Origin of the sequence: Desulfosediminicola sp., from assembly GCF_048381775.1 — a bacterium.
Lineage (GTDB): Bacteria > Desulfobacterota > Desulfobulbia > Desulfobulbales > Desulfocapsaceae > Desulfopila > Desulfopila ganghwensis.
Window position 1 is genome coordinate 232,723 of the sequence record NZ_JBLXGE010000005.1, and the last position, 19,709, is coordinate 252,431.

Genomic DNA, 19,709 nt, shown 5'->3' on the forward strand with positions numbered 1-19,709 from the left:
GGCATCTATTCACTTACTCTCTTAATCGCACGAGACGTTTTGCCGGTTACACTTTTTTTAATTTTTTTAGATTTTTTTTCAAACTACAGCTTAAGCACCCGTTAACGTTGCCAATTATTTAACAAAAAGGCAATCTCCACCCTGAGCTTATGATACTGCTTTTTGCTGAGAAATTCCGCAGTGCCTTCCAGACTCTCTTCGATTATACGCTGCTGCTGAGTCAAAAATCCGGCCGGGTCACCATATACGTCAACAACGCTGGCCTGATTCAGGCGCGACAACTGTAACCTGGCGTTTTCGAGAGCACGGCCCAGGTGCACCATTTCGGTTTCCGTCAGCTTGAGTTCCCTGCCTAAGCTCCTCACAATTTCTTCCAGAGATAGTCCTGTCCCAATAGAGCCATCAGCATGCACTGAAGCGCCGTTGGCGTCCGCTTCTTGCAGACTGTCTGCAGATAAAACGATTATCAGTAAGGCAGGAAACAGGCAGAGGCTAAATTCTCTCACCCAGGCTTGCACCTGTACCCTGAATCTGCCGTACCTGCAATGCTGCCCCTCATCTACAGAGCTCGTACTTTTTTGTTCTTTCGTCAACACCCTTCTCCATAATGGGTCATAAAATACAATCTCTCACCTTCTATATTCGCCGAAATAATTGAAGTCGTTACAGAAAAATTGCTGTATTTTACAGACCCACACCACCCACCATCGGGGAAGGTGTACAACCGGCACCATTAACACTATGTTTTCACATTGATTTACGTTGCACCACATCGTTATGCTGGGTAAATAGTATTGTATCAATCCTCTTTATGAATCATGGTTACAGCAAAGTTTTGATGAAACATTCCGATGCAAATACAGAGCAGACGTCTCCCAGCCAGACTGAAAGTCCCTCGTATAATATGCAAAACCTCCTTAATTATACTTTTAAAGACGGCAAAGTGGGCATAAGCACTACCAGCAGTTTGCTTTGGGACAGTGTTGAGGCCGGGTTGCTGCTTATCTCCAGAGACAACCTCATCCAGCACCTGAATGCTGCTGCAAAAACTCTCTTCATTCTCGATCCTGAAGCTGAAACTGCTCACCATGTCAGTAGCCTCAAATTAATGACGGTTGACGGAACACATCTGGATATCGCTGATTATCCCCATCGCAGCTGCCTCACCACGGGCGAGCCACTCTTCAAACAACGATACCAAATTTCAAACTCTCAAAAAGAGACGATCTGGCTAAATATCTCCTGCTTCCCTATTAAAAGCTCTCCAGAGACCAAGCCGGAAGCTGTTCTTTGTGCTTTAGACGATGTAACGGAACAATATGAATCTCTTTCACAACTAGTTAGAATAAACGAGCACTACCGGCTACTTAACAATGCCACCTTTGAAGCGATCTTCATTTCAGAAAACGGCATATGCATCAGCCAGAATAATGCTGCCAGGAAAATGTTTGGCTTTTCTGATGAAGAGGCATGTGGGCGCAAAGGCATTGAGTGGATCCATCCTGATGACAGAGAAAAGGTCGCTGTGATGATGCGCGAATGTAACGAGAGCCCGTATGAGGCGACTGCACTTCGAAAAGACGGTTCTGTCTTTCCATGTGAAATCCAGGCCCGTATGGCAAAAAATTGCGATGAGGGCAGACGGCTTCGTTTCACCGCCTTAAGAGATATTACGGATCGTAAACAGGCTGAACAGCAACTCGTTCAGGCCAAGCTGGAAGCAGAGAAGGCCAACCGGTATAAATCTGAGTTTTTGGCCAACATGAGTCATGAAATCCGCACTCCTTTAAATGGCATTATCGGCATGCTGAAACTCATACAAGCTGAATCTCTCTCCAGCAGCCATGAGCAATATATCAGCAATGCCCTCATAGCCTCAGAGCGACTGACCCGCCTTCTTGGTGATATACTCGACCTCTCAAAGGTTGAGGCGGGTATGCTGAAAATACAGCCTGTGGGCTTTGACAGCAGGGAGGCCATTTACGGTATAGAGCAGCTCTTCGCCCCAGCGTTTTACGAAAAAGATGTTGTACTCCAGATCAGCATTGATGATAACCTTCCCCACTTTCTCATAGGCGACGTCATACGCCTGCAACAGATACTCACCAACCTGATTGGCAACAGCCTGAAATTCACCAGAACAGGAATAGTGCGGGTTGAAGTATCTGCCATCACTACCTTAGCCCCCGATAGCATTCGAGCTTTTTTCTGTATTCAAGATACGGGAATCGGTATAGACGATGAGGCTCTTACCACCCTGTTCACCCCTTTTGTCCAGGCAGACAACAGCCTTACCAGACAACACCAGGGAGCCGGACTGGGTTTGTCAATCTGCAAACAGCTTACCTCCCTGCTTGGCGGCAACATGGCTATCTCAAGCGAGAAAGGCAGAGGTACTACAATTTCCCTCAGTATTCCATTTGAATCCGCCACAAAAATCCAGCTTGAGGACAAACAAGCGGGGCAGATCCCTGCCACACCAGACAACCTGCAGATACTGCTTGCCGAGGATGACCCCATCAGCAGAGTTCTGGTCCGGACCATGTTGAATAAAATGGGGCATCAGGTCCGCTCCGTAAGCAACGGCAACGAAATACTGCAGGTTTTACAGGCTGAAAAGGATTTTGACCTGCTTATCATCGATATCCAGATGCCCGGCAAAAATGGTGTTGAAGTCGCCCACCTTATTCGTCAACATAATGATTTCAAGCCATTTGCCAATATTCCGATTCTTGCCATGACCGCATATGCCATGGATGGAGATAGGGAATTATTTCTTGCCTCGGGGATGAATGACTATCTCGCCAAACCCATCGACCCTGAAACCCTCAAACGGGCTTTAAGCAGGGCAATCAACAGTTCACCTACACCAGTGCAATAGCCGCCACCGCGAAAACCAGACCGCCGCCGAGATACGTGAGCGAGCGCCGAAACAATCTGCTGCCGGGCCTATGGAAGCACAGTGGTGACAGCGCCAGAAAAAGTAGGAGTATTCCATAAATAATAGCCAGAAAGGAATGGGCACTGGCGAAAGTTGCTTTGTGCAACATATTTAGTTTATTGACAAGATTCGGATAGGTGTAGGTCGTGTACTCGGCTTTTCCGGATACCAGATCGTAGATTCCTATTTGCTCATTCCCCGATACAATCCGGTAGGTTTCGCCTTCAGTATCCACAACCGTGACCCGCTTCAGCTTAAGAGCAGACTGCACTTCACCTGTGCCCATTTCTGTCTGCAGATCCTTTTTTACCACTGAGGGATACTTCAAGAAAGCTGTATCGCGGAACACCAGCAGCAGTCCGCTCAGGGTGAAGATCACCGTCAGACCAATAACGAAATAACCGATATCCCTGTGTAAAGAACGCAGATACTGACTGTATGAAAATGTTTTTCTCTCCATAAAATTTATAACTCCAAAATAATAGTATTTTTCTGTGATTAATGACCGATCCGCGTAACCGGGAGATTCTATCAACAGATATGGGCGTTACGCATCAGTTCCATAGCAAATGGCACACCACATTGTTGCAGGCACATCACGTTTTTTTTATCTCATTGTAATACTGTACGCTGCGCTCCGCGCATCTCACTTGTGGGGGGTATATGCAACGAAAATCATTCATCAGGTAGCCCTGTCGGGTGCGTATTTTTTACTCAACCGTATCTCCCATATCAGGTCAATTGTTCCCAGTCTTGCTGCAATGTCTCTTCGCTGGCTATTGCCCACAAACAGTATTCTGGAATTTTCCTTCCGCAGTCTTACATTCATAGATATTCCCAGTTGCCTGTTGAAACGCTTTCATTAGACAACAAGGCAGTACGGTCATTTTTCTCCGGGAGGACGGGTAATGAATCGCATTCAGGTAATACATTTTGTTATGATTGTCTCTTTCCTGCTGGCTGGTTCTTCGACTGCTTTGTCGGAACTCCCCGCAAACACAAGTAGTTCAAACCCGGTTGAGTCATCTGTAAACCGATCTGTTGGCACGGTTGATTTTCCTATATCCTGCGGACCTGTAGTACAAACATCATTCAACCGCGGGGTGGCCATGCTGCATCACATGATGTACGCTCAATCACGGGAACTGCTCAGCTCTCTTGCCGCCGACCACCCTGACTGCGCCATGCTGCAATGGGGGATTGCCATGACCCATCTGCACCCTCTCTGGGCTCCACCGAAAGAGGATGAGTTGAGAAAGGGAGAGGGAGCTGTGCTGCTTGCCGAAAGTCTGAAACCTGAAAATGAACGTGAAAAGTACTACATCCAGGCAATAAAAAGTTACTACGACGACTGGCATAACAGGCCCCATCCCGAACGACTCGAAAAATGGGCTGCAGCCCAGGCGGAACTGGCTGAAAACTACCCGGATGATATCGATGCTGCTGCGTTTAATGCGCTTGCACTCCTGGCAACAGCCCCCAAGGCCGACAAGACCTTCACCAACCATCAGCAGGCAGGGGCTATCCTGGAGAAAATCAATCGCGACAAGCCCCTACACCCTGCTGGCTATCATTACCTGATACATGCCTACGATAACCCGTTGCTGGCTCAGAAAGCACTTCTGGTCGCGCGGGGATATGGTGCCATCGCCCCTGATATTCCACATGCCCTGCATATGCCAACGCATATTTTTGTGCGACTCGGTTCATGGGAGGACGTAATCAACTGGAATATTCGCTCAGCCGAAGTTGCTTGGAATCAGCCCGTGGGAGAGGCAACTTCACTGCATTTCGCCCACGCCATCGATTATTTGGTCTACGGTTATATGCAGCTTGGCGATGAGGCAAAAGCTGCCGAGGCCCTTGAACTCCTGCTTGAGGTCGAAACAATTCAAGACAGTTTTGCCTCTGCCTACGCCATAGCTGCCGCCCAGGCCCGAATCCCCATGGAGCAGGAGAACTGGCAGCAGGCAGCCGACCTTCCACTGCGGCACCACACAACTTTTCCCTGGGAAAACTATCCCTGGTTTGAAGCGATAACCTATTTCTCCAGAGGTGTCGGTGCCGCACGTAGCGGTGACCTGGATGCTGCTCACGAAAGTCTGGCTGAGCTGGAAAACTACCATCAGAAAACCATTGCTGCCAAAGAGAACTACTGGGCGGTGCTGGTTGATAGCCAGCGTAACAGTGTGGCCGCCTGGATAGCCTTAGCTGATGGCGACCAGGAGCAGGCTCTCGAATTGATGACCAGGGCGGCTGATCTTGAGGATTCAGTCGACAAACATCCGGTTACTCCCGGGTCGGTTCTTCCCGCCCGTGAGTTATTGGGGGACATGCTGTTCACCCTGCAACGCTATGATGAGGCCAGACAAGCATATGAGAGCGCTCTGGACATCTCCGTCAACAGGCTCAGGAGTCTGCATGGCGCTGCCCGCTCAGCGGAAATGGCCGGAGATAAAGAAGCTGCCGGGGAGTATTACCGTAAAGTGATGGCGCTACAAAATGCCTCCTCCGCCGACAGGCAGGAGTTCCGTAACGCCTCTAATTTTTTGAAATAATATCATTATGGAGATGCTTACCAGAATTTCCCCGAGTGCTGATGGACATAATCACCGATACTCTTCACCCGGGCCATCTCGGTTTCATCCAATGGGCCGGCATCCAGGGTATGCAATGCCGCAGCCATCTCCCCCACATCGGCTGGCCCGCACATACAGACATCCACCGCCGGGTTGCTCAGCACAAAACGGTAACAGTCACTGGAGGTAAGCGGAGCTTCGCCTGGCGGCACCTTCTTCGGGTTGATCAGGTGCCCCCAACGGGTCGCGGTGTAACTCACCAGCCCCGGCCGTTGCGGGGGGTCGAGTTTGGCAAATATTTCCCTTTCCGCTCCACGGTGTGCTGCATTGTAGCGCAGGTGAAAGAGATCGAAACTGCCTTGGCTGGCCAGTTCCGGAAACAGTCCGCGATTATGGCCCGATAGTGCCAAATGGCGAAACATGCCTTTTTCCTGCATCTGTCTGGCTCGCGCCATTATCCGTTTCCAGGGGGCACTGTTGTGCCAACCGAGCAGCAGTACATCGACCGAATCCAAGCCGATATCCTTCAAGCCCTTGGTGAAAAAGTACTCCATAAGACGAGCCGAGCGGGAATAGCTCTGCAAAACGATCACCAGCTCATCACGCTTCCCCTGGCGGCAGATATTGCGAATCGCCTCGCCCATACCCGGCTTGCGCGGTGAACTCCAGTAAAAATAGTTGCACCCCCGCTCAAAGGCCATCTCATATGCCTCTGCACTGGCACCATACCCGCTGGCGACACCTAACCGGCCAACCAGGAGTCCGGTTTTGCCCAGACTTCTCTTTTCGTTGAGATCCATACTGTCCTCTGGTTTTGAAGAGTTTTTTGACTGATCGTTGCGGCTAATCTGGATGATTTGATTTCATGGTAGCACATTCTGACACCGGAATGCGCCCCATGCCAGATCAAACCAGGCTCCCATGAAAGGCAGAAGGTCATGAAGAGGAGAGAGCCGCGTCTGGCCCCGGCAACTCGATATAATGAATCGAGTTCAGGAGGGTAACTTCCCTATCTGGCACGCCTTGCACCTCTCTTTCCCTTCTCACCTTTTCAAGCTGTAAATTATGGGTAATCAGATGGTTCTTTTTTCGATTACATCGAGTCTCACAAAACCTGCTCGGTGCTATAAACTCCTAGTTTTCAAACTCTGCTGCAAGTTGCGGCTCACTGTTTTTCAACCTGCTCTCCTCCATGGCCTGGTGCCACCAGAATTTGGTGACTATCGGTTGCTGATAATCAACTATTCCGCCTATGATTGGCGCTGAAACGTGCACGCTTTTCTTCCAGGCTTCACTGGTGACCCGTTCGATCGGTTCATACCATGGATGCAGGGAGAGGTTGAATGTCGCCCAATGAACCGGTTGTAACACTTTACCGCCGAGATCAAAAAACGCCTGCACGGTCTCTTCTGGCATCATATGCACATCTTTCCAGCGTTCGTCATACGCCCCACACTCCAGAAAAGTGACATCAAACGGCCCGTACTTCTCACCAATCTGCTTAAATCCCTCGAAATACCCACTGTCTCCACTGAAGAATACAGAATGGTTTTCCGTCCTGATCACAAAGGAAGACCAAAGGGTTTTGTTTCTGTCAAACAATCCCCTGCCAGAGAAATGCTGGCTGGGAGTTGCTATAATTTCCAATCCCTGAAAGGTTTGCACCTCCTGCCACCAATTCAGCTCGAACACCTTGTCAGCAGGTACTCCCCATTGAATCAACTTCTTGCCAACTCCAAGAGGTACAACAAACATACCGGCCTTGTCGGCCAGTTTCCTGACTGAATATTTATTCAGGTGATCATAGTGGTTATGTGATATGAGCACCACATCAACAGCCGGAATATAATCAGGATCGAGAGGTAGCTCTCCGTTAAAACGGCTCGGGCCGACCAGCGAGACTTTTTCCTCAAAGACCGGATCAGTCAACACCGAAAAACCGTCTATATTGATTAACATGGTCGAGTGACCAAGCCAGGCAGCCTTCAAGACTCCTTTACTTCCTTCTTCCTGAAACATTTCAGAAAAATTGAGCTGCTTTTGCGGCAGTACACCTTCGGGAAATTTCTCCCCTCTTTCAAAAAAGAATTTCCAGAGCATTTTCGGATACTCCTTTAAAGCTAAAGTGGATACCTCGGTTTCATTATCATTTGTCATCTTGTCTGATGCGTTTGCTTTATGTTCCTGCATGATACATGCTCCTGTAAACATGGCGCCCAACACCACTAGAGCGCCAATTATAGTCTTATAGCTCATTTGCATTCTTTTATTAATGAACAATCATTTATTTTCAGTTTAAATGAACTCTACCGTGCGGTGGTTCCTCACACATCCCTACAACCCCTGTATCCGGTACCTTACAACCTCAAGGCATCCCAGGCCATTCGGAAAGCCGTTTCAATATTGTCTTCTGTCACTTCAAACCCTTTGCAATGCCTGGGGTTTGCCAATGCCATGATAGGATAGATAAGGAACACTGCAATCATATCCATATCTACATCTTTAAGAATTTTCTCTTCGACACCACGACGAACAACCCGGAACAGCGGTTCAAAATATTTTTGAATCTGCGCCATGTCTATGCGGTCACTGAACGGTGAATTGGAGAACTGCTCGGCATAATGAAACTCTTCGGCATTTTCAGCAACGTAAGCGAATGTATTACGCCAGATACGGTGAAAGATATCGTGGACAGGATCACGTTCATCAAACCCTTCCAGCATTGCCACACCCATGCCTTGCTTGATCTCAAGATAGGTCGAGACAAGCAGATCTTCTTTGTTTTTAAAGTATATATAGAGGGTTGCCGGAGATACACCGGCCTCTTTGGCAATCTTCGATACAGAACTTGCGGCAAAGCCGATCTCGTTCACTACCTTGATAGTGGCCAGGAAGAGCGCCTCCTGTTTTTTATCATCTCGCGTTCTCATGGCGGATAAAATAAACGATCATTCACTTATGTCAAGTTTCTTCCGTGCGCTCTTTTGCAAGTAATTGCTGTTTTCGTTCAATTCCCCAACGATATCCGGCAAGTCTGCCATCCTTTCCCACCACCCTGTGACATGGGATAACCACTGCCAAGGAATTTGCTGCAATGGCGGAGGCTACGGCACGGGCCGCCTGAGGTTTGCCCATGCGTTGGGCAACTTCGGTGTAAGTAAGCGTTTGGCCGCAGTTTATGCTGCCTACCACTTCCCAGACCTGGAGCTGGAACGCCGTCCCCTGAATGTCGAGCGGAATATTGTGCGCTTGCTGCGGCACCTCTATGCTGCGTACAACCATCTCCAGGAGCTCAGCAAAATCACCCCCGCCTTCCATAAGTTTCGCCTTGGGAAAACGCGCCTGAACGAGAGTGGGTAAGTCCTCCGGATCATCCGCAAATTCAATGGCACAAACACCCCTCCCGGTGGTTGCTACAATTATTGCGCCCAGATAGCATGAGCTGATTCCATAACGAATAGTCAGCCCCTCTCCCCCTTTCTTCAGGATCTTCGGCTTCATCCCAAGCTTTCTATTCCTTTTCTGATAGGCAACGCTACTGGAGCCGAAACCGGCCTCATAAATTGCCTCGGTGACAGACCCGAAACTTTTCACATGGTCACCAAACCGTACCGACTGTCTGTACATCGAATACTGTTTCGGTGTCACTCCCAGATATTTCTTGAATAGCCGATGAAAATGATACGGACTGAGCCCCACCTCTGCCGCCAGGTCGGCGAGTTTGATATGTTCACTGCTGCTCTCAATGATGCGGCAGGCAGTCACTATTTTTTCCTTCAGGTAATGCTCTTTACCGAGCTCGGTCGGCCGGCATTTTTTACAGGCACGATACCCCTTCGCCTCAGCTTCTTCACAACTTAGGAAAAATTCGACATTTTCCCGCTTCGGCAAGCGCGACGAACAGCCTGGGCGGCAATATATACCAGTGGTTTTCACACCATAATAAAAACTGCCGTCACCATTATCTGTACGGCTGAGAACAGCTTGCCAACACAGAGACTGATCCAGAATCTCAGGCTTCTTCACAGCTCTTCTCCAGATCGAACGCTATTCATACCCCTATTCATTTTCATGCTCATACACTATCACCATCGTTATGTTGCGCGAGCCATCTTTCGAACTTTTCTTTACTATAAATTGACCAGCCGAAGAAACACTCTGAATCTTGCTTTGCAATCTAAAATCCACCGTGCATTCTGGAATGTTCCACACTTTTCCCGCGATATCTGCCTGATCGGCTTCAATGAGGCCCAAAACATACATCGCTTCTGACAACTATCCCCTTGCTGACAAAACATAACAATTTGTTTACTATCCTTTTTTCACATTTGAATACTTCATTGTCAGAAAACGGCAGGTGAAAAATGAGTGCACTGAAGATACAAATTGGGATAATTGGCGATTTCGATGCAACACGCCCTTCTCACCTGGCGACAAACAATGCCCTTATTCATGCCGCAGAGCTGACATCTGGTGATTTTGAGATATGTTGGCTGCCCACCAGAAAACTGGAGACCGACGAATCGTGCACGGCCTTGCAGAGCTATTCCGGTTTATGGGGTGCACCCGGAGACCATGACAGTTCGCTGGGCATGATCAACGCCATCAGGGCTGCCAGAGAGCAGAACATCCCCTACCTTGGTACCTGAAGCGGCTTCCAACATGCTCTGGTAGAGTATGCCTTGCACGTGCTGAAACTTGCCGCACCCAAAAACAGGGACGAGGTGAAACAGTTCTTCAACCAGATGATCACTCCCATGTCCTGCTCGCTGACAGCTAAATGTCAGGAAATTTTGCTGGCACCTGAGTCACTTGCCCGGGATATCTACACCACGGCCACTATCAGCGAAAAATTCAATTGCAGCTATAGCCTCAACAGCCAATATAAAAATCATCTCACCGCAAGCGACATGCTCCTCTCAGGTCGCAACCCCGACGGCGAGACAAGAATTATTGAAATTACCGATCACCCTTTTTTCCTGGCCATGCTTTTTCAGCCACAGTTGAATTCAGCACCAGAGCATCCCCACCCCGTTATCTATCGTTTTTTTAAAGCCTGTCAGGGTAAGTAAATTATAATCTTTACCATTCCAGGCAATTTCAGATTCGAAATTTTCTACAGCGAGCTTTAATAACTCACTGTAGAAAAAGTGATGAATTGCTGGAAGAGAACTGAACACTACGGCTGCAACAACTTAAAACCCAGCGGCTCTTCCAGAACTCTCTTGGCGCTACTCCCCACCAGCTCATGAATTACCACCTCCATCACCTGCCACACCTTTACCCCTTCGCGAATGCAACCTGTGGTGGTCCTGTTCTCCCGGCCGCAGGCGAGATGCATATGCAGCAGCGGTACGCCATTCTCGTCTGGAAACAGGGTACCGGTGCCCGTTACCTCATGAACATTGGTAAGCTCTGTTTTCATCGCCTCCACAGGGACACCACGATCTTCTTTCGGACCAACCACCAGTTTACTGCCATCATCTGCGCCACCTAAAATGATAAGTGATGCGGCCTCGATTTTCTGGTCTGTCGCGAACTTCTCGATCACTTCATGTACTATTTCCCCATCTTCAAGGCGGAGCACAAAAACTCTGCCCTGTGTTGCTACACTGTATTTCATACCTTCCTCGCTTGGCTTGTTGCTGCCATTTGCTGATTCCTGTTCGTTTATTCAGGGCAAGCCCCTTGTAACAACTACAAATTGTTACAGCAAAAATACCAGTTGACATCAAGCATTACCAGCCCTAGTATTACGGAGTATTTACTCACAACAACCCAGAGCGATCACCATGGACAAACAGCCGGAAAGCTGGTCACCCAAAAAAAAAGCCATTATTGAAGCCACCATATCCACTCTGGCACAGGAAGGTTTTGCCCGTACCACAACAGCCAGGATTGCCGGAAATGCCAAGGCAGGTGAGGGATCTATCTATCGTCATTTCAAGAACAAGGATGATCTTATCCAGGTCGCGGCACTCTACTCGGCCCGAAAGATCTTCGGATCTGCGCGCAGGAACTACAACCCTGATTCTTCCGTTCATGCCCAGTTCGTCCGCTTTTGTACTGACTTCCTGAGTGCAGGCAAAAACTTACAGATCCACCACCAGTTTCTTGAACAGTATCTCAATTCCCCGCTGGGCATAGCCTACCGGAAAAAAGTTCTTGAAACCGTCATGGTGAACTCAGATATACAACCAATTTTTTTCCCCTTGAACGCTATCCTGGTAAAGGGTACGCAACTCGAAATATTAAAAGATTTGCCGATACAGTATCTGGTTGCCCTCTCAATGGGACCGATGTCGTTCATGTTGAAAAATGCCGCCCAGGGCTTTATGGAATTAAGCGAAGACCGCATAGAAATTATTACCTACTCGTGCTGGGAAGCAATACGAAGATGATAGAAACCAGCGATTGTTGCGGAGCATACACTCCGAACAGAATCTAACGTCGCAATTATAATCACCAGATCTTACACGACAGTCCCTGACGAGGCCAGCAGATGAAAAAGCCCAAGCTTTCCAAGAAACTCCTGTTCTTTATACCCATTATTGCCGGGGTAATCGTTATTGCCAATATGGTCATTAACAAACAGGGGCCTACCAGGCCGGAGCGGGCTGAGCAGCGCCGTGCCGTCAGCGTGGTAACCGCCATGCCGATGACCATAGTTCCGAAAGTCACAGGTTACGGCTATGTACAACCAACTGATACCTGGGAAGCTCTTCCGGAGGTGAGCGGTAAGATCGTGGAAATTCACCCTGAGCTGAACAAGGGGACCTTTGTCACCAAGGGCGAGCTGCTGGTCCGGATAGACCCCCAGAGCTACGGACTTGCCGAAAGCAGGAGCGTAGCTTCCATCATGAATCTGGAGGCTCAGCTCAAGGAACTGGAGCAGCAGCGCATCAATACTGAAAAGCTCCTCGAAATTGAGAGACAGAAGTTGCAGCTGACCAAGCAGGAGCTTGACAGAAAACGTACGCTCTTTGCAGATGGCTTCATCTCCGCCTCGGAGCTGGACCAGGAAGAGAAAAACCTGCTGATCCAGCAGACCAGTGTGGACAATCTGCTGAACAACCTGCAACTCATCCCCTCCCAGAAAAACGCCTTGCTGGCCAGAAAGGAGTCTGATGTTTCGAGTCTATCTGAACGGCGGCTGGATATAGAAAAAACAGTGATTCGCGCCCCATTTGACTGCAGGATCTCTGAGGTGAACATCGAGCTCAATCAGTTCACCCCTGCTGGGGCTATCCTGTTGAAAGCAGTCAACGTTTCTGAGGTGGAAATCCCCGTCCAGCTTTCCCCCACCTCCTTTTCCAATCTGCTCTCTCCCGAAGTTGGCGAAAAATCACCGCTTGAAGCTGCCAAATCAGGCATGGACGCCATCCGTGAAATGATAGGCATATCCGCCACGGTACGTGTCCCGCTCTTTAGTCGGGAAGCGGAGTGGCCTGCCCGGTTCATGCGTACCAGCGACTCTGTGGATATTACTACCGGCGCTATTACCATTTTTGTTTCAGTCCAGCAGCCGTATGAAAAAATAATCCCCTCCAGGCGTCCACCGCTGGTGCCGAATCTCTACGCAGAAGTTGAGCTGCAGGGCAGCTCGCGGAGCGACAGATATGTGTTGCCGTTTCAGGCAATTCATGACGGCTTTATCAATACCGTCAATGGTGAAGGCAGGCTGCAGCGACAAAAAGTTGAGGTTGAGATGGTCATGGGCGATCTGGCCATAATCAGCCAGGGCCTCAGTGACACGGTAACGGTTATCACCACCGACCTGGTTCCGGTAATTGAAGGCATGCTGGTCAAGCCAATGGTCGACAGCGAGCTGAACGACAGAATCCAGGCGCTGAATATCGCTGCGGACAGGAGCTGAGCAGATGACTTTCATGAAATCATGGCTGGCTCCTCTCGCAGCTCACCCCACTGCAGCCAACCTGCTGATGGCTCTTTTTCTGCTGCTTGGCTTACTATCCATGGGCGATATCCGCCGCGAGACCTTTCCCGACTATACCTCAACAGAGGTATCGGTCACCGCAGTCTACCCCGGGGCTACCGCTGAAGATATCGAATCGGCTGTGTGTCAGCGTATTGAAGAGGCCGTCGAGGGGATATCGAACCTGGTAAAAGTCACCTCCAAAGCCAGTGAAGGGATGGCGACGGTCATCCTCGAGATGCGTGACGGTGCTGATACAACAGAGTTTCTCAACGATATCAAAACAGAAGTAGACGCCATCTCAAACTTTCCTGACGAAGTTGAAGACGTTATCGTCAAACGGCTGAATCGAACCGATCTGGTGCTCTCTATCGCTGTCACCGGCCCCATGAGCGAGTCTCATCTGAAACTGTACTGTGAGCAGCTTAAAGCCAGAATCAAACAGCTGCCTCTGGTCAGCCAGGTTGAGCTTCTTGGGTTTTCCGACCACCAGTTGCTGGTTGAGGTTCCAGCCTACCAGCTGATGCGTCTCGGTTTATCCATCAGCGATATCGAATCCATTATCCGCAATCAGTCCATAGATCTGCCCGCCGGGACCATCGAGACCAATCAGACCGATTACCTGATCCGTTTTACGGAAGAACGACGCACCCCCCAGCAACTTGGAGAGCTGGTCGTCGCCTCGAACCCTCTGGGTGGCGAAATTCTGCTCAGGGAAATCGCCGCAATTACCGATCGTTTTGAGGATAGGGAAAATACCATCCGCTTCAACGGGCACCGGGCCGGGCTCTTGCAGGTGAGCAAAAACAAATCGGAAGACGCACTGGATATCATGGACCAGATCGAAGAGTTTCTGGAGGTGGAACGGAGTATAGCCCCGCCTGAGGTTACCTTCACCATCACCCAGAACATCTCTGAGATAGTCCGGGACAGATTGCAGATGCTGACCGTGAATGGCCTTCAGGGGTTGTTTCTCGTTTTTCTTACCCTCTGGCTGTTTTTCAATATCCGTATGTCGTTCTGGGTAGCTATGGGGCTCCCGGTCTCTTTCTGCATGACCTTTTTCATCATGAAACAGATCGGTTTCTCCTTCAATATGCTCTCCATGGTCGGCTTATTGATCGCCATTGGCATCCTGATGGATGATGCTATCGTCATCGCCGAAAATGTGGCCGCCCACCTGGAGAAGGGCAAAAATGCGCTGGAAGCCACCATTGACGGTGTGGCGGAAGTTGCCGCAGGTGTTCTTTCTTCTTTTCTTACTACTCTTTTTGTTTTTGGAGCGCTGGCACTTGCGATGGAGGGGGATATCGGCAAGGTCCTTTACGCTATTCCGGTGGTGCTGATAGTGACCCTGACGGTCAGTATTGTCGAGGCGTTCTGCATCCTGCCAAGCCACCTCGCCCATTCACTGAAAGATTACAACCCGAAAGCGAAATCAAAATTCAGGGCCAGGTTTGACGGCCAGATAGAGAGAATTCGCGAAAACGTTCTGGGCAGGGCTGTCGATTTTGTGGTGGAATGGCGCTATCTCTCCCTTGGCTTCGTGATCTTTATATTCCTTCTCTCCCTGTCCATGATTGCAGGAGGTCACCTCAAAATCAAAGCATTCCCGGAAACTGAGGGCGATGTGCTGCAAGCCAGGATTCTCATGCCCCAGGGCACCTCACTGAACCGCACCGAACAGGTGGTGGACACGGTGGTTAACGCTGTTCAGCGAATTAACAAAGAGTTGACTCCTGATCAACCTGAGCACAATGAACTGGTTAAAAACTACACTGTACTATTTAACACCAATGAAGACGCTGGTGAAAATGGACCCCATGTGGCAACCGTCTCGCTTGACCTGCTCAGCGCTGAAAAACGCAACACCACAATTGATGAGATCACCAGCCTCTGGCGTGAATATGTCGGGGAGATACCGGACATCATCAACATCGCCTATAAAGAGCCCAGCATAGGCCCCGGTGGTCTCGCCATCGAGTTGCTGCTGCAGGGCCGGGACCTTGACCGACTGAAACTTGCCTCGGTCCAGCTCATGGACTGGTTGAATGGTTACGATGGTGTTGTCGATCTCAACGATAATCTGCGGCCCGGCAAGCCTGAATTCAGGATAGAACTCAATAAAGGAGCTCTGGCCATGGGTTTCACCGCCAGGACGGCAGCCAGCCAGTTACGAGCAGCTTTTTACGGAGGCGTGGCCAACGAAATCCAGTATGGCGGAGAATCGTATGAGGTAATGGTACGACTGGACAGCGGTGACAGGGACTTTATCACCGACCTCTCTCAGTTTCACCTGATCAGCCCGGATGGCAAACGGGTTCCCCTGCAATCGGTGGCCACCGTGAGTCAGGACCGCGGTTACGCCAGCATCAACCTGATCAACTCCATGCGGACCGTCACCATAACGGGCGATGTTGATGTAAACCTGGCAAACGCCAAGGAAATCATTGACCATACCAGCAAAAATTTCCTTCCCCGGCTCAAACAGCAATTTCCCGACATCACCGTGATAGCCGAAGGCCAGGAGAAAGAACGCGGCGCGGCCATGCAAGGCTTTAAAAAAGCATTTATCATCGGTCTGTTCGGTGTCTTCATTGTCTTGAGCCTGCAGTTTAAAAGCTATCTTGAGCCAATCATCGTCATGATACTGATACCATTTGCGCTGATCGGGGTTATCTGGGGCCACTTGTTGCTTGGCCTCGATCTGGTGATGCCATCCATTATGGGTTTTATTTCACTGGCAGGAATTGTGGTCAACGACTCAATACTGCTGGTGACCTTTATCCGTAACCACATGGATCGTGGCGAATCTGCTACTGACGCGGCCAAGCTCGCCAGTCGTGACCGTTTCCGCGCTGTGCTGCTCACCTCTGCCACCACCATCATGGGACTGTTGCCACTGCTGGCAGAGCGCTCCATGCAAGCCCAGATTCTCATTCCGCTTGCCTGCTCGCTGGTCTTCGGGTTACTTATGACCACTGTATTGGTATTACTGGTAATCCCGGCGATCTACTCTGTTTTTGACGATTTCAACCTGTTACGCAAACATTGAGACTGAAACGATATGACCACATTTTTTCTCCACGGACTCGATTCATCCGGCAAAGGCACCAAAGGAAGGTATTTCGCCAACCGTTTCCCCCAGGTGCAATGCCCAGATTTCTCTGGCAGCCTTAGAGAACGGCTGGACCAGCTCGCGGTATTGTGTGGGGTTGAAAACGACCTGACATTTATCGGCTCAAGCTTTGGGGGGTTGATGGCCACTGCCTACGCCTGCTCCTCTCCCCACAGGGTCAAACAGCTGGTGCTGCTGGCTCCGGCACTGAACTTTGAGTTCACTCCGCCGGAAACCAAGATTGATGTTCCAACCCTATTGGTGGTCGGGGATAAAGATGATGTCTGCCCTCCGGCGCTGGTACTCCCGGCTGCCGAAAGTACCTTTCGCAATCTGGAGATAGAAGTGGTTGATGACGACCATATGCTGCACGGCACATTCCAGAAAATCGACTGGCAGAAATATATAGGCTGAGACAATTATGCACATACTTCTACCGGAAAAAGTCAGCGAACTGCAGAGGCGTATTTATCAAGCAGTTGCCTGAGGGTTGAACCAAGTACCTGGTCATCCACCTGTTTATCCAGAATCGCGTCTATAAACGGCTCATCACAGACAAGTTCCAACTTTGTACTATAGCCTGAAAGTATCACAACCGGAATATCAGCTCTCAGTTCCTTCATTCTGCGGGCCAGTACTTCACCGCTGATTCCGGGCATGGCATGGTCCGTCAAAACGATGTCGAAAGCCTGCGGGTCTTCCTCGAATAGTTGCCAGGCTTCATCACCGCTGTTGGCTCCAGTCACTGAATAGCCCAGCCGTGAGAGCTTCTGCTTCAGGATATGGATAAGCGCCGGTTCGTCATCCACAACCAGCACCCGTTCATGACCTGTAATCTGTTCCGGCTCCGTCCCTTCGAAAACAGCAATGGCCCTGTCGCAAATAGGAAGATATACATCAAATTGGGCCCCCTCCCCCTGTTTGCTGTCCACCGTGATATACCCTTGTATACTCTGCACAATTCCAGTTACCACCGCTAAGCCCAAACCAGAGCCTTTTCGACCTGACCTGGTAGTAAAATATGGATCGAAAATTCTGGAGCGAATTTCCGGATCAATCCCGACCCCGGTATCTCGCACTGATAATCGCACATATTCTCCTGGCTGCAGATCAGGAGTATCTTTCAAATCACCACGCTGCAGATGTACTTTTTGCAGCACCACCGACAACGTTCCCCCGCTCTTTTCCATAGCATGGGCCGCATTGGTGCAAAGATTAAGCACCATCTGGTGGAGCTTACTTATGTTGGCATCCACCGTACACTCCTCAGCACAGATATCCGATTCAATCTTTACCATGGCAGGCAAAGATACCCTGAGCAACCTCAATGACTCCTCCACAACCAGCCTCATTGAGATTGGAGTTTTTTTGCCAATATCCTGCCTGCCGTAGGCGAGAATCTGAGCGATGAGCTCCCTGGCCCTCTCACTGGCGGTCAGGACATTCTGCAGATATTCATCCACTTCACTACCTGGAAATTGCTCCACCTTTGCCAACTCTGCATACCCCATGATCGAGGCCAGAATATTATTGAAATCATGTGCGATGCCACCTGCCAATGTGCCGATCGCCTCCAACTTCTGGGATTGCAGGAGCTTCTCCTCCAGTTGTTTCCGATCGGTAATATCGTGAATTATGGAACACAGAACCTGCCGCCCTTTCAGAGGAATCGGACCGGTAAACACCTCCACATCACGGATTTCTCCACTGGCAAGGCGATGCTTGAATACCAGCTGTTTTTTCTTCTGGGTGGCCAGCCCTGTCACAACTTCCTTAAGTTCATCTTCCGGCAATATATTAATCTCGCTGACCTTCTTCCCGATCAAGTCATTCTTGTCATAGCCGTAATAAAGACAGGCCGCGGGATTGGCGTCAACAATAGTCACGGTCTCAGGATCGGTCAGAACCATTACGGAATGATTTTTAGCAAAAAGTGCATAGTAGCGTTCTTCGCTCTCCCGAAGTTTCTCCTCGGCAATTTTTCTACGGTGTATTGAATAAATCAGCAGCAGGATAATTACACTCTGTACTAAGCATAATGTCACTGCAACCCATACCAACTGTTTGTGTTGACGGTAAAAGGACAGCGGCAGATTTACCACAACCGTACCCTCTGGCAATAACTGCTCGCTGATTCCATAACGTTCCATCACATTGTGATCGACAACAAACTTATTCGGACTCTCGGCAACGACCGGTATACCGGCAATGTCTCTGCCTTCGAAAATTTCCACCACAATTTCTGCAGCCACCCGACCCTGCTCCATATGACTGATAACCTTACCGCCGATAATGCCATCACCAATACCGTGATACCAGAGGTGAAACAATGGCTGATGGAGATGTTCAAGAAGCCCCTGCAGGCTTCTTGAAAATGTCAGGCGATTCCCCTCTTTATCAATGTACGCCGAGAGCAACAAGACCGCGCTTGTTTCATCAATTCCCTCAAGCAGATTTCCAAGCTCAGCAAAAGTATGGTCGGCAAGGGATAATTTACGAAAATCGAGATCTGGGAAAAGGTCTTTCATTGACTTGAAATGTTCAAGGTCTGCTAAACCACTCGGTGTTGAATCGACTATTGCCACAATTTCCCTGGCCTTAGGTCTCAGCTTCAACATGAGCCTGATAGTCTCATCCATGGAAACTGCCTCAACAACGCCGGTTACCAGCAGATTGCTGTTCAACTGTATGGCTTTCTTGTAATTATTTATGCCAAAAAACACTATGGGGATCTCATTGAATAGCTGAACCTGATAATCAAGCGCAAAACTCAAGGCGTTATCATCGGCTACCATTATCAGATCATAACGGGGTATTGTTTCGAGCTTTTTAGATAAGATCTCAAGAATATGCTGACGACCGAATGACTCACCAAATCGCTTGCTATCCATGAATTCCACATCGAGCCGTATGTACCCGACTTTTGAGAAAACAGAACGTAACCCGTCAATCTGCCTGAAAAAAGTAGGAAAACCAGGATGATACGAGCTGATAAATAAAACCCTGCGAATTTCATCATCCTTGTTCACATCAGACGAAGACTCCGGCGTTGATTGCTGCGACAAGGCAAAGGAGATCCCCAAAAGTATGATCAACAGCGCGAAGCAGCCATGACGTACACTGGTGATGCTGCAC

At 49.4% G+C, this 19,709-nt stretch carries 17 protein-coding genes; 8 read left to right on the forward strand and 9 right to left on the reverse strand.

Annotation, left to right across the window (positions count from 1 at the left end):
- Nucleotides 1-101: 101 nt before the first annotated feature.
- A complete protein-coding gene (locus ACN5NT_RS10370; protein WP_419175387.1) occupies nt 102-593 on the reverse strand; it encodes a hypothetical protein in 492 nt (163 codons plus the stop codon).
- A 245-nt stretch (nt 594-838) separates the two neighbouring features.
- On the opposite strand from ACN5NT_RS10370, the gene ACN5NT_RS10375 reads away from it, so the two are divergent.
- Complete coding sequence (locus tag ACN5NT_RS10375) at nt 839-2,881, forward strand: ATP-binding protein (protein WP_419175388.1); 2,043 nt, start codon at nt 839-841, stop codon at nt 2,879-2,881.
- Here the strand turns inward: ACN5NT_RS10375 and ACN5NT_RS10380 are convergent.
- Complete coding sequence (locus ACN5NT_RS10380; protein WP_419175389.1) at nt 2,865-3,401, reverse strand: hypothetical protein; 537 nt, start codon at nt 3,399-3,401, stop codon at nt 2,865-2,867. The two genes, ACN5NT_RS10375 and ACN5NT_RS10380, sit on opposite strands and share 17 nt — an antisense overlap.
- Nucleotides 3,402-3,849: 448 nt before the next feature.
- On the opposite strand from ACN5NT_RS10380, the gene ACN5NT_RS10385 reads away from it, so the two are divergent.
- A complete protein-coding gene (locus ACN5NT_RS10385; RefSeq protein WP_419175390.1) occupies nt 3,850-5,499 on the forward strand; it encodes a hypothetical protein in 1,650 nt (549 codons plus the stop codon).
- Between the two features lie 17 nt (nt 5,500-5,516).
- Here the strand turns inward: ACN5NT_RS10385 and ACN5NT_RS10390 are convergent, their stop codons facing one another.
- The 5 genes from ACN5NT_RS10390 to ACN5NT_RS10410 form a co-directional block, all read right to left on the reverse strand.
- Nucleotides 5,517-6,320, reverse strand: coding sequence for a hypothetical protein (locus ACN5NT_RS10390; RefSeq protein WP_419175391.1), 804 nt, complete (start codon nt 6,318-6,320; stop codon nt 5,517-5,519).
- A gap of 334 nt (nt 6,321-6,654) precedes the next feature.
- The gene (locus ACN5NT_RS10395) at nt 6,655-7,776 is read right to left on the reverse strand and encodes an MBL fold metallo-hydrolase (protein WP_419175392.1); all 1,122 of its coding nucleotides are present in this window, start codon (nt 7,774-7,776) and stop codon (nt 6,655-6,657) included.
- A gap of 101 nt (nt 7,777-7,877) precedes the next feature.
- Nucleotides 7,878-8,450, reverse strand: a complete 573-nt coding sequence (locus ACN5NT_RS10400; protein ID WP_136796408.1) for a TetR/AcrR family transcriptional regulator — start codon at nt 8,448-8,450, stop codon at nt 7,878-7,880.
- Nucleotides 8,451-8,481: 31 nt separating this feature from the next.
- On the reverse strand, nt 8,482-9,546 hold the full coding sequence (gene ada / locus ACN5NT_RS10405; RefSeq protein ID WP_419175393.1) for a bifunctional DNA-binding transcriptional regulator/O6-methylguanine-DNA methyltransferase Ada: 1,065 nt from the start codon (nt 9,544-9,546) through the stop codon (nt 8,482-8,484).
- 33 nt (nt 9,547-9,579) lie between these two features.
- Complete coding sequence (locus tag ACN5NT_RS10410; protein ID WP_136796406.1) at nt 9,580-9,795, reverse strand: hypothetical protein; 216 nt, start codon at nt 9,793-9,795, stop codon at nt 9,580-9,582.
- Between the two features lie 89 nt (nt 9,796-9,884).
- Here ACN5NT_RS10410 and ACN5NT_RS10415 point away from each other — a divergent pair, with 89 nt between their 5' ends.
- Entirely contained in the window at nt 9,885-10,169 is a 285-nt protein-coding gene (locus tag ACN5NT_RS10415; RefSeq protein WP_136796405.1) for a hypothetical protein, read from the forward strand.
- Between the two features lie 33 nt (nt 10,170-10,202).
- On the forward strand, nt 10,203-10,592 hold the full coding sequence (locus ACN5NT_RS10420; RefSeq protein ID WP_419175394.1) for a hypothetical protein: 390 nt from the start codon (nt 10,203-10,205) through the stop codon (nt 10,590-10,592).
- Nucleotides 10,593-10,699: 107 nt separating this feature from the next.
- Here the strand turns inward: ACN5NT_RS10420 and ACN5NT_RS10425 are convergent, their stop codons facing one another.
- Entirely contained in the window at nt 10,700-11,143 is a 444-nt protein-coding gene (locus ACN5NT_RS10425) for a PPC domain-containing DNA-binding protein (RefSeq protein WP_419175395.1), read from the reverse strand.
- 169 nt (nt 11,144-11,312) lie between these two features.
- Here ACN5NT_RS10425 and ACN5NT_RS10430 point away from each other — a divergent pair, with 169 nt between their 5' ends.
- The 4 genes from ACN5NT_RS10430 to ACN5NT_RS10445 all read left to right on the forward strand — a co-directional run bounded on the left by ACN5NT_RS10430 (nt 11,313) and on the right by ACN5NT_RS10445 (nt 16,988).
- Nucleotides 11,313-11,921 (forward strand): TetR/AcrR family transcriptional regulator, encoded by a 609-nt coding sequence (locus tag ACN5NT_RS10430; protein WP_419175396.1) that lies wholly within the window; start codon nt 11,313-11,315, stop codon nt 11,919-11,921.
- A gap of 101 nt (nt 11,922-12,022) precedes the next feature.
- A complete protein-coding gene (locus ACN5NT_RS10435; protein ID WP_419175397.1) occupies nt 12,023-13,396 on the forward strand; it encodes an efflux RND transporter periplasmic adaptor subunit in 1,374 nt (457 codons plus the stop codon).
- 13 nt (nt 13,397-13,409) lie between these two features.
- Entirely contained in the window at nt 13,410-16,511 is a 3,102-nt protein-coding gene (locus tag ACN5NT_RS10440; RefSeq protein WP_419175398.1) for an efflux RND transporter permease subunit, read from the forward strand.
- A gap of 12 nt (nt 16,512-16,523) precedes the next feature.
- Nucleotides 16,524-16,988 carry an alpha/beta fold hydrolase gene (locus ACN5NT_RS10445; protein ID WP_136796399.1) on the forward strand — a complete coding sequence of 155 codons (465 nt, stop codon included), beginning with the start codon at nt 16,524-16,526 and terminating at the stop codon, nt 16,986-16,988.
- Between the two features lie 32 nt (nt 16,989-17,020).
- Here ACN5NT_RS10445 and ACN5NT_RS10450 read toward each other — a convergent pair whose 3' ends face one another.
- Nucleotides 17,021-19,603, reverse strand: a complete 2,583-nt coding sequence (locus tag ACN5NT_RS10450) for an ABC transporter substrate binding protein (RefSeq protein WP_419175399.1) — start codon at nt 19,601-19,603, stop codon at nt 17,021-17,023.
- Nucleotides 19,604-19,709: the final 106 nt, after the last annotated feature.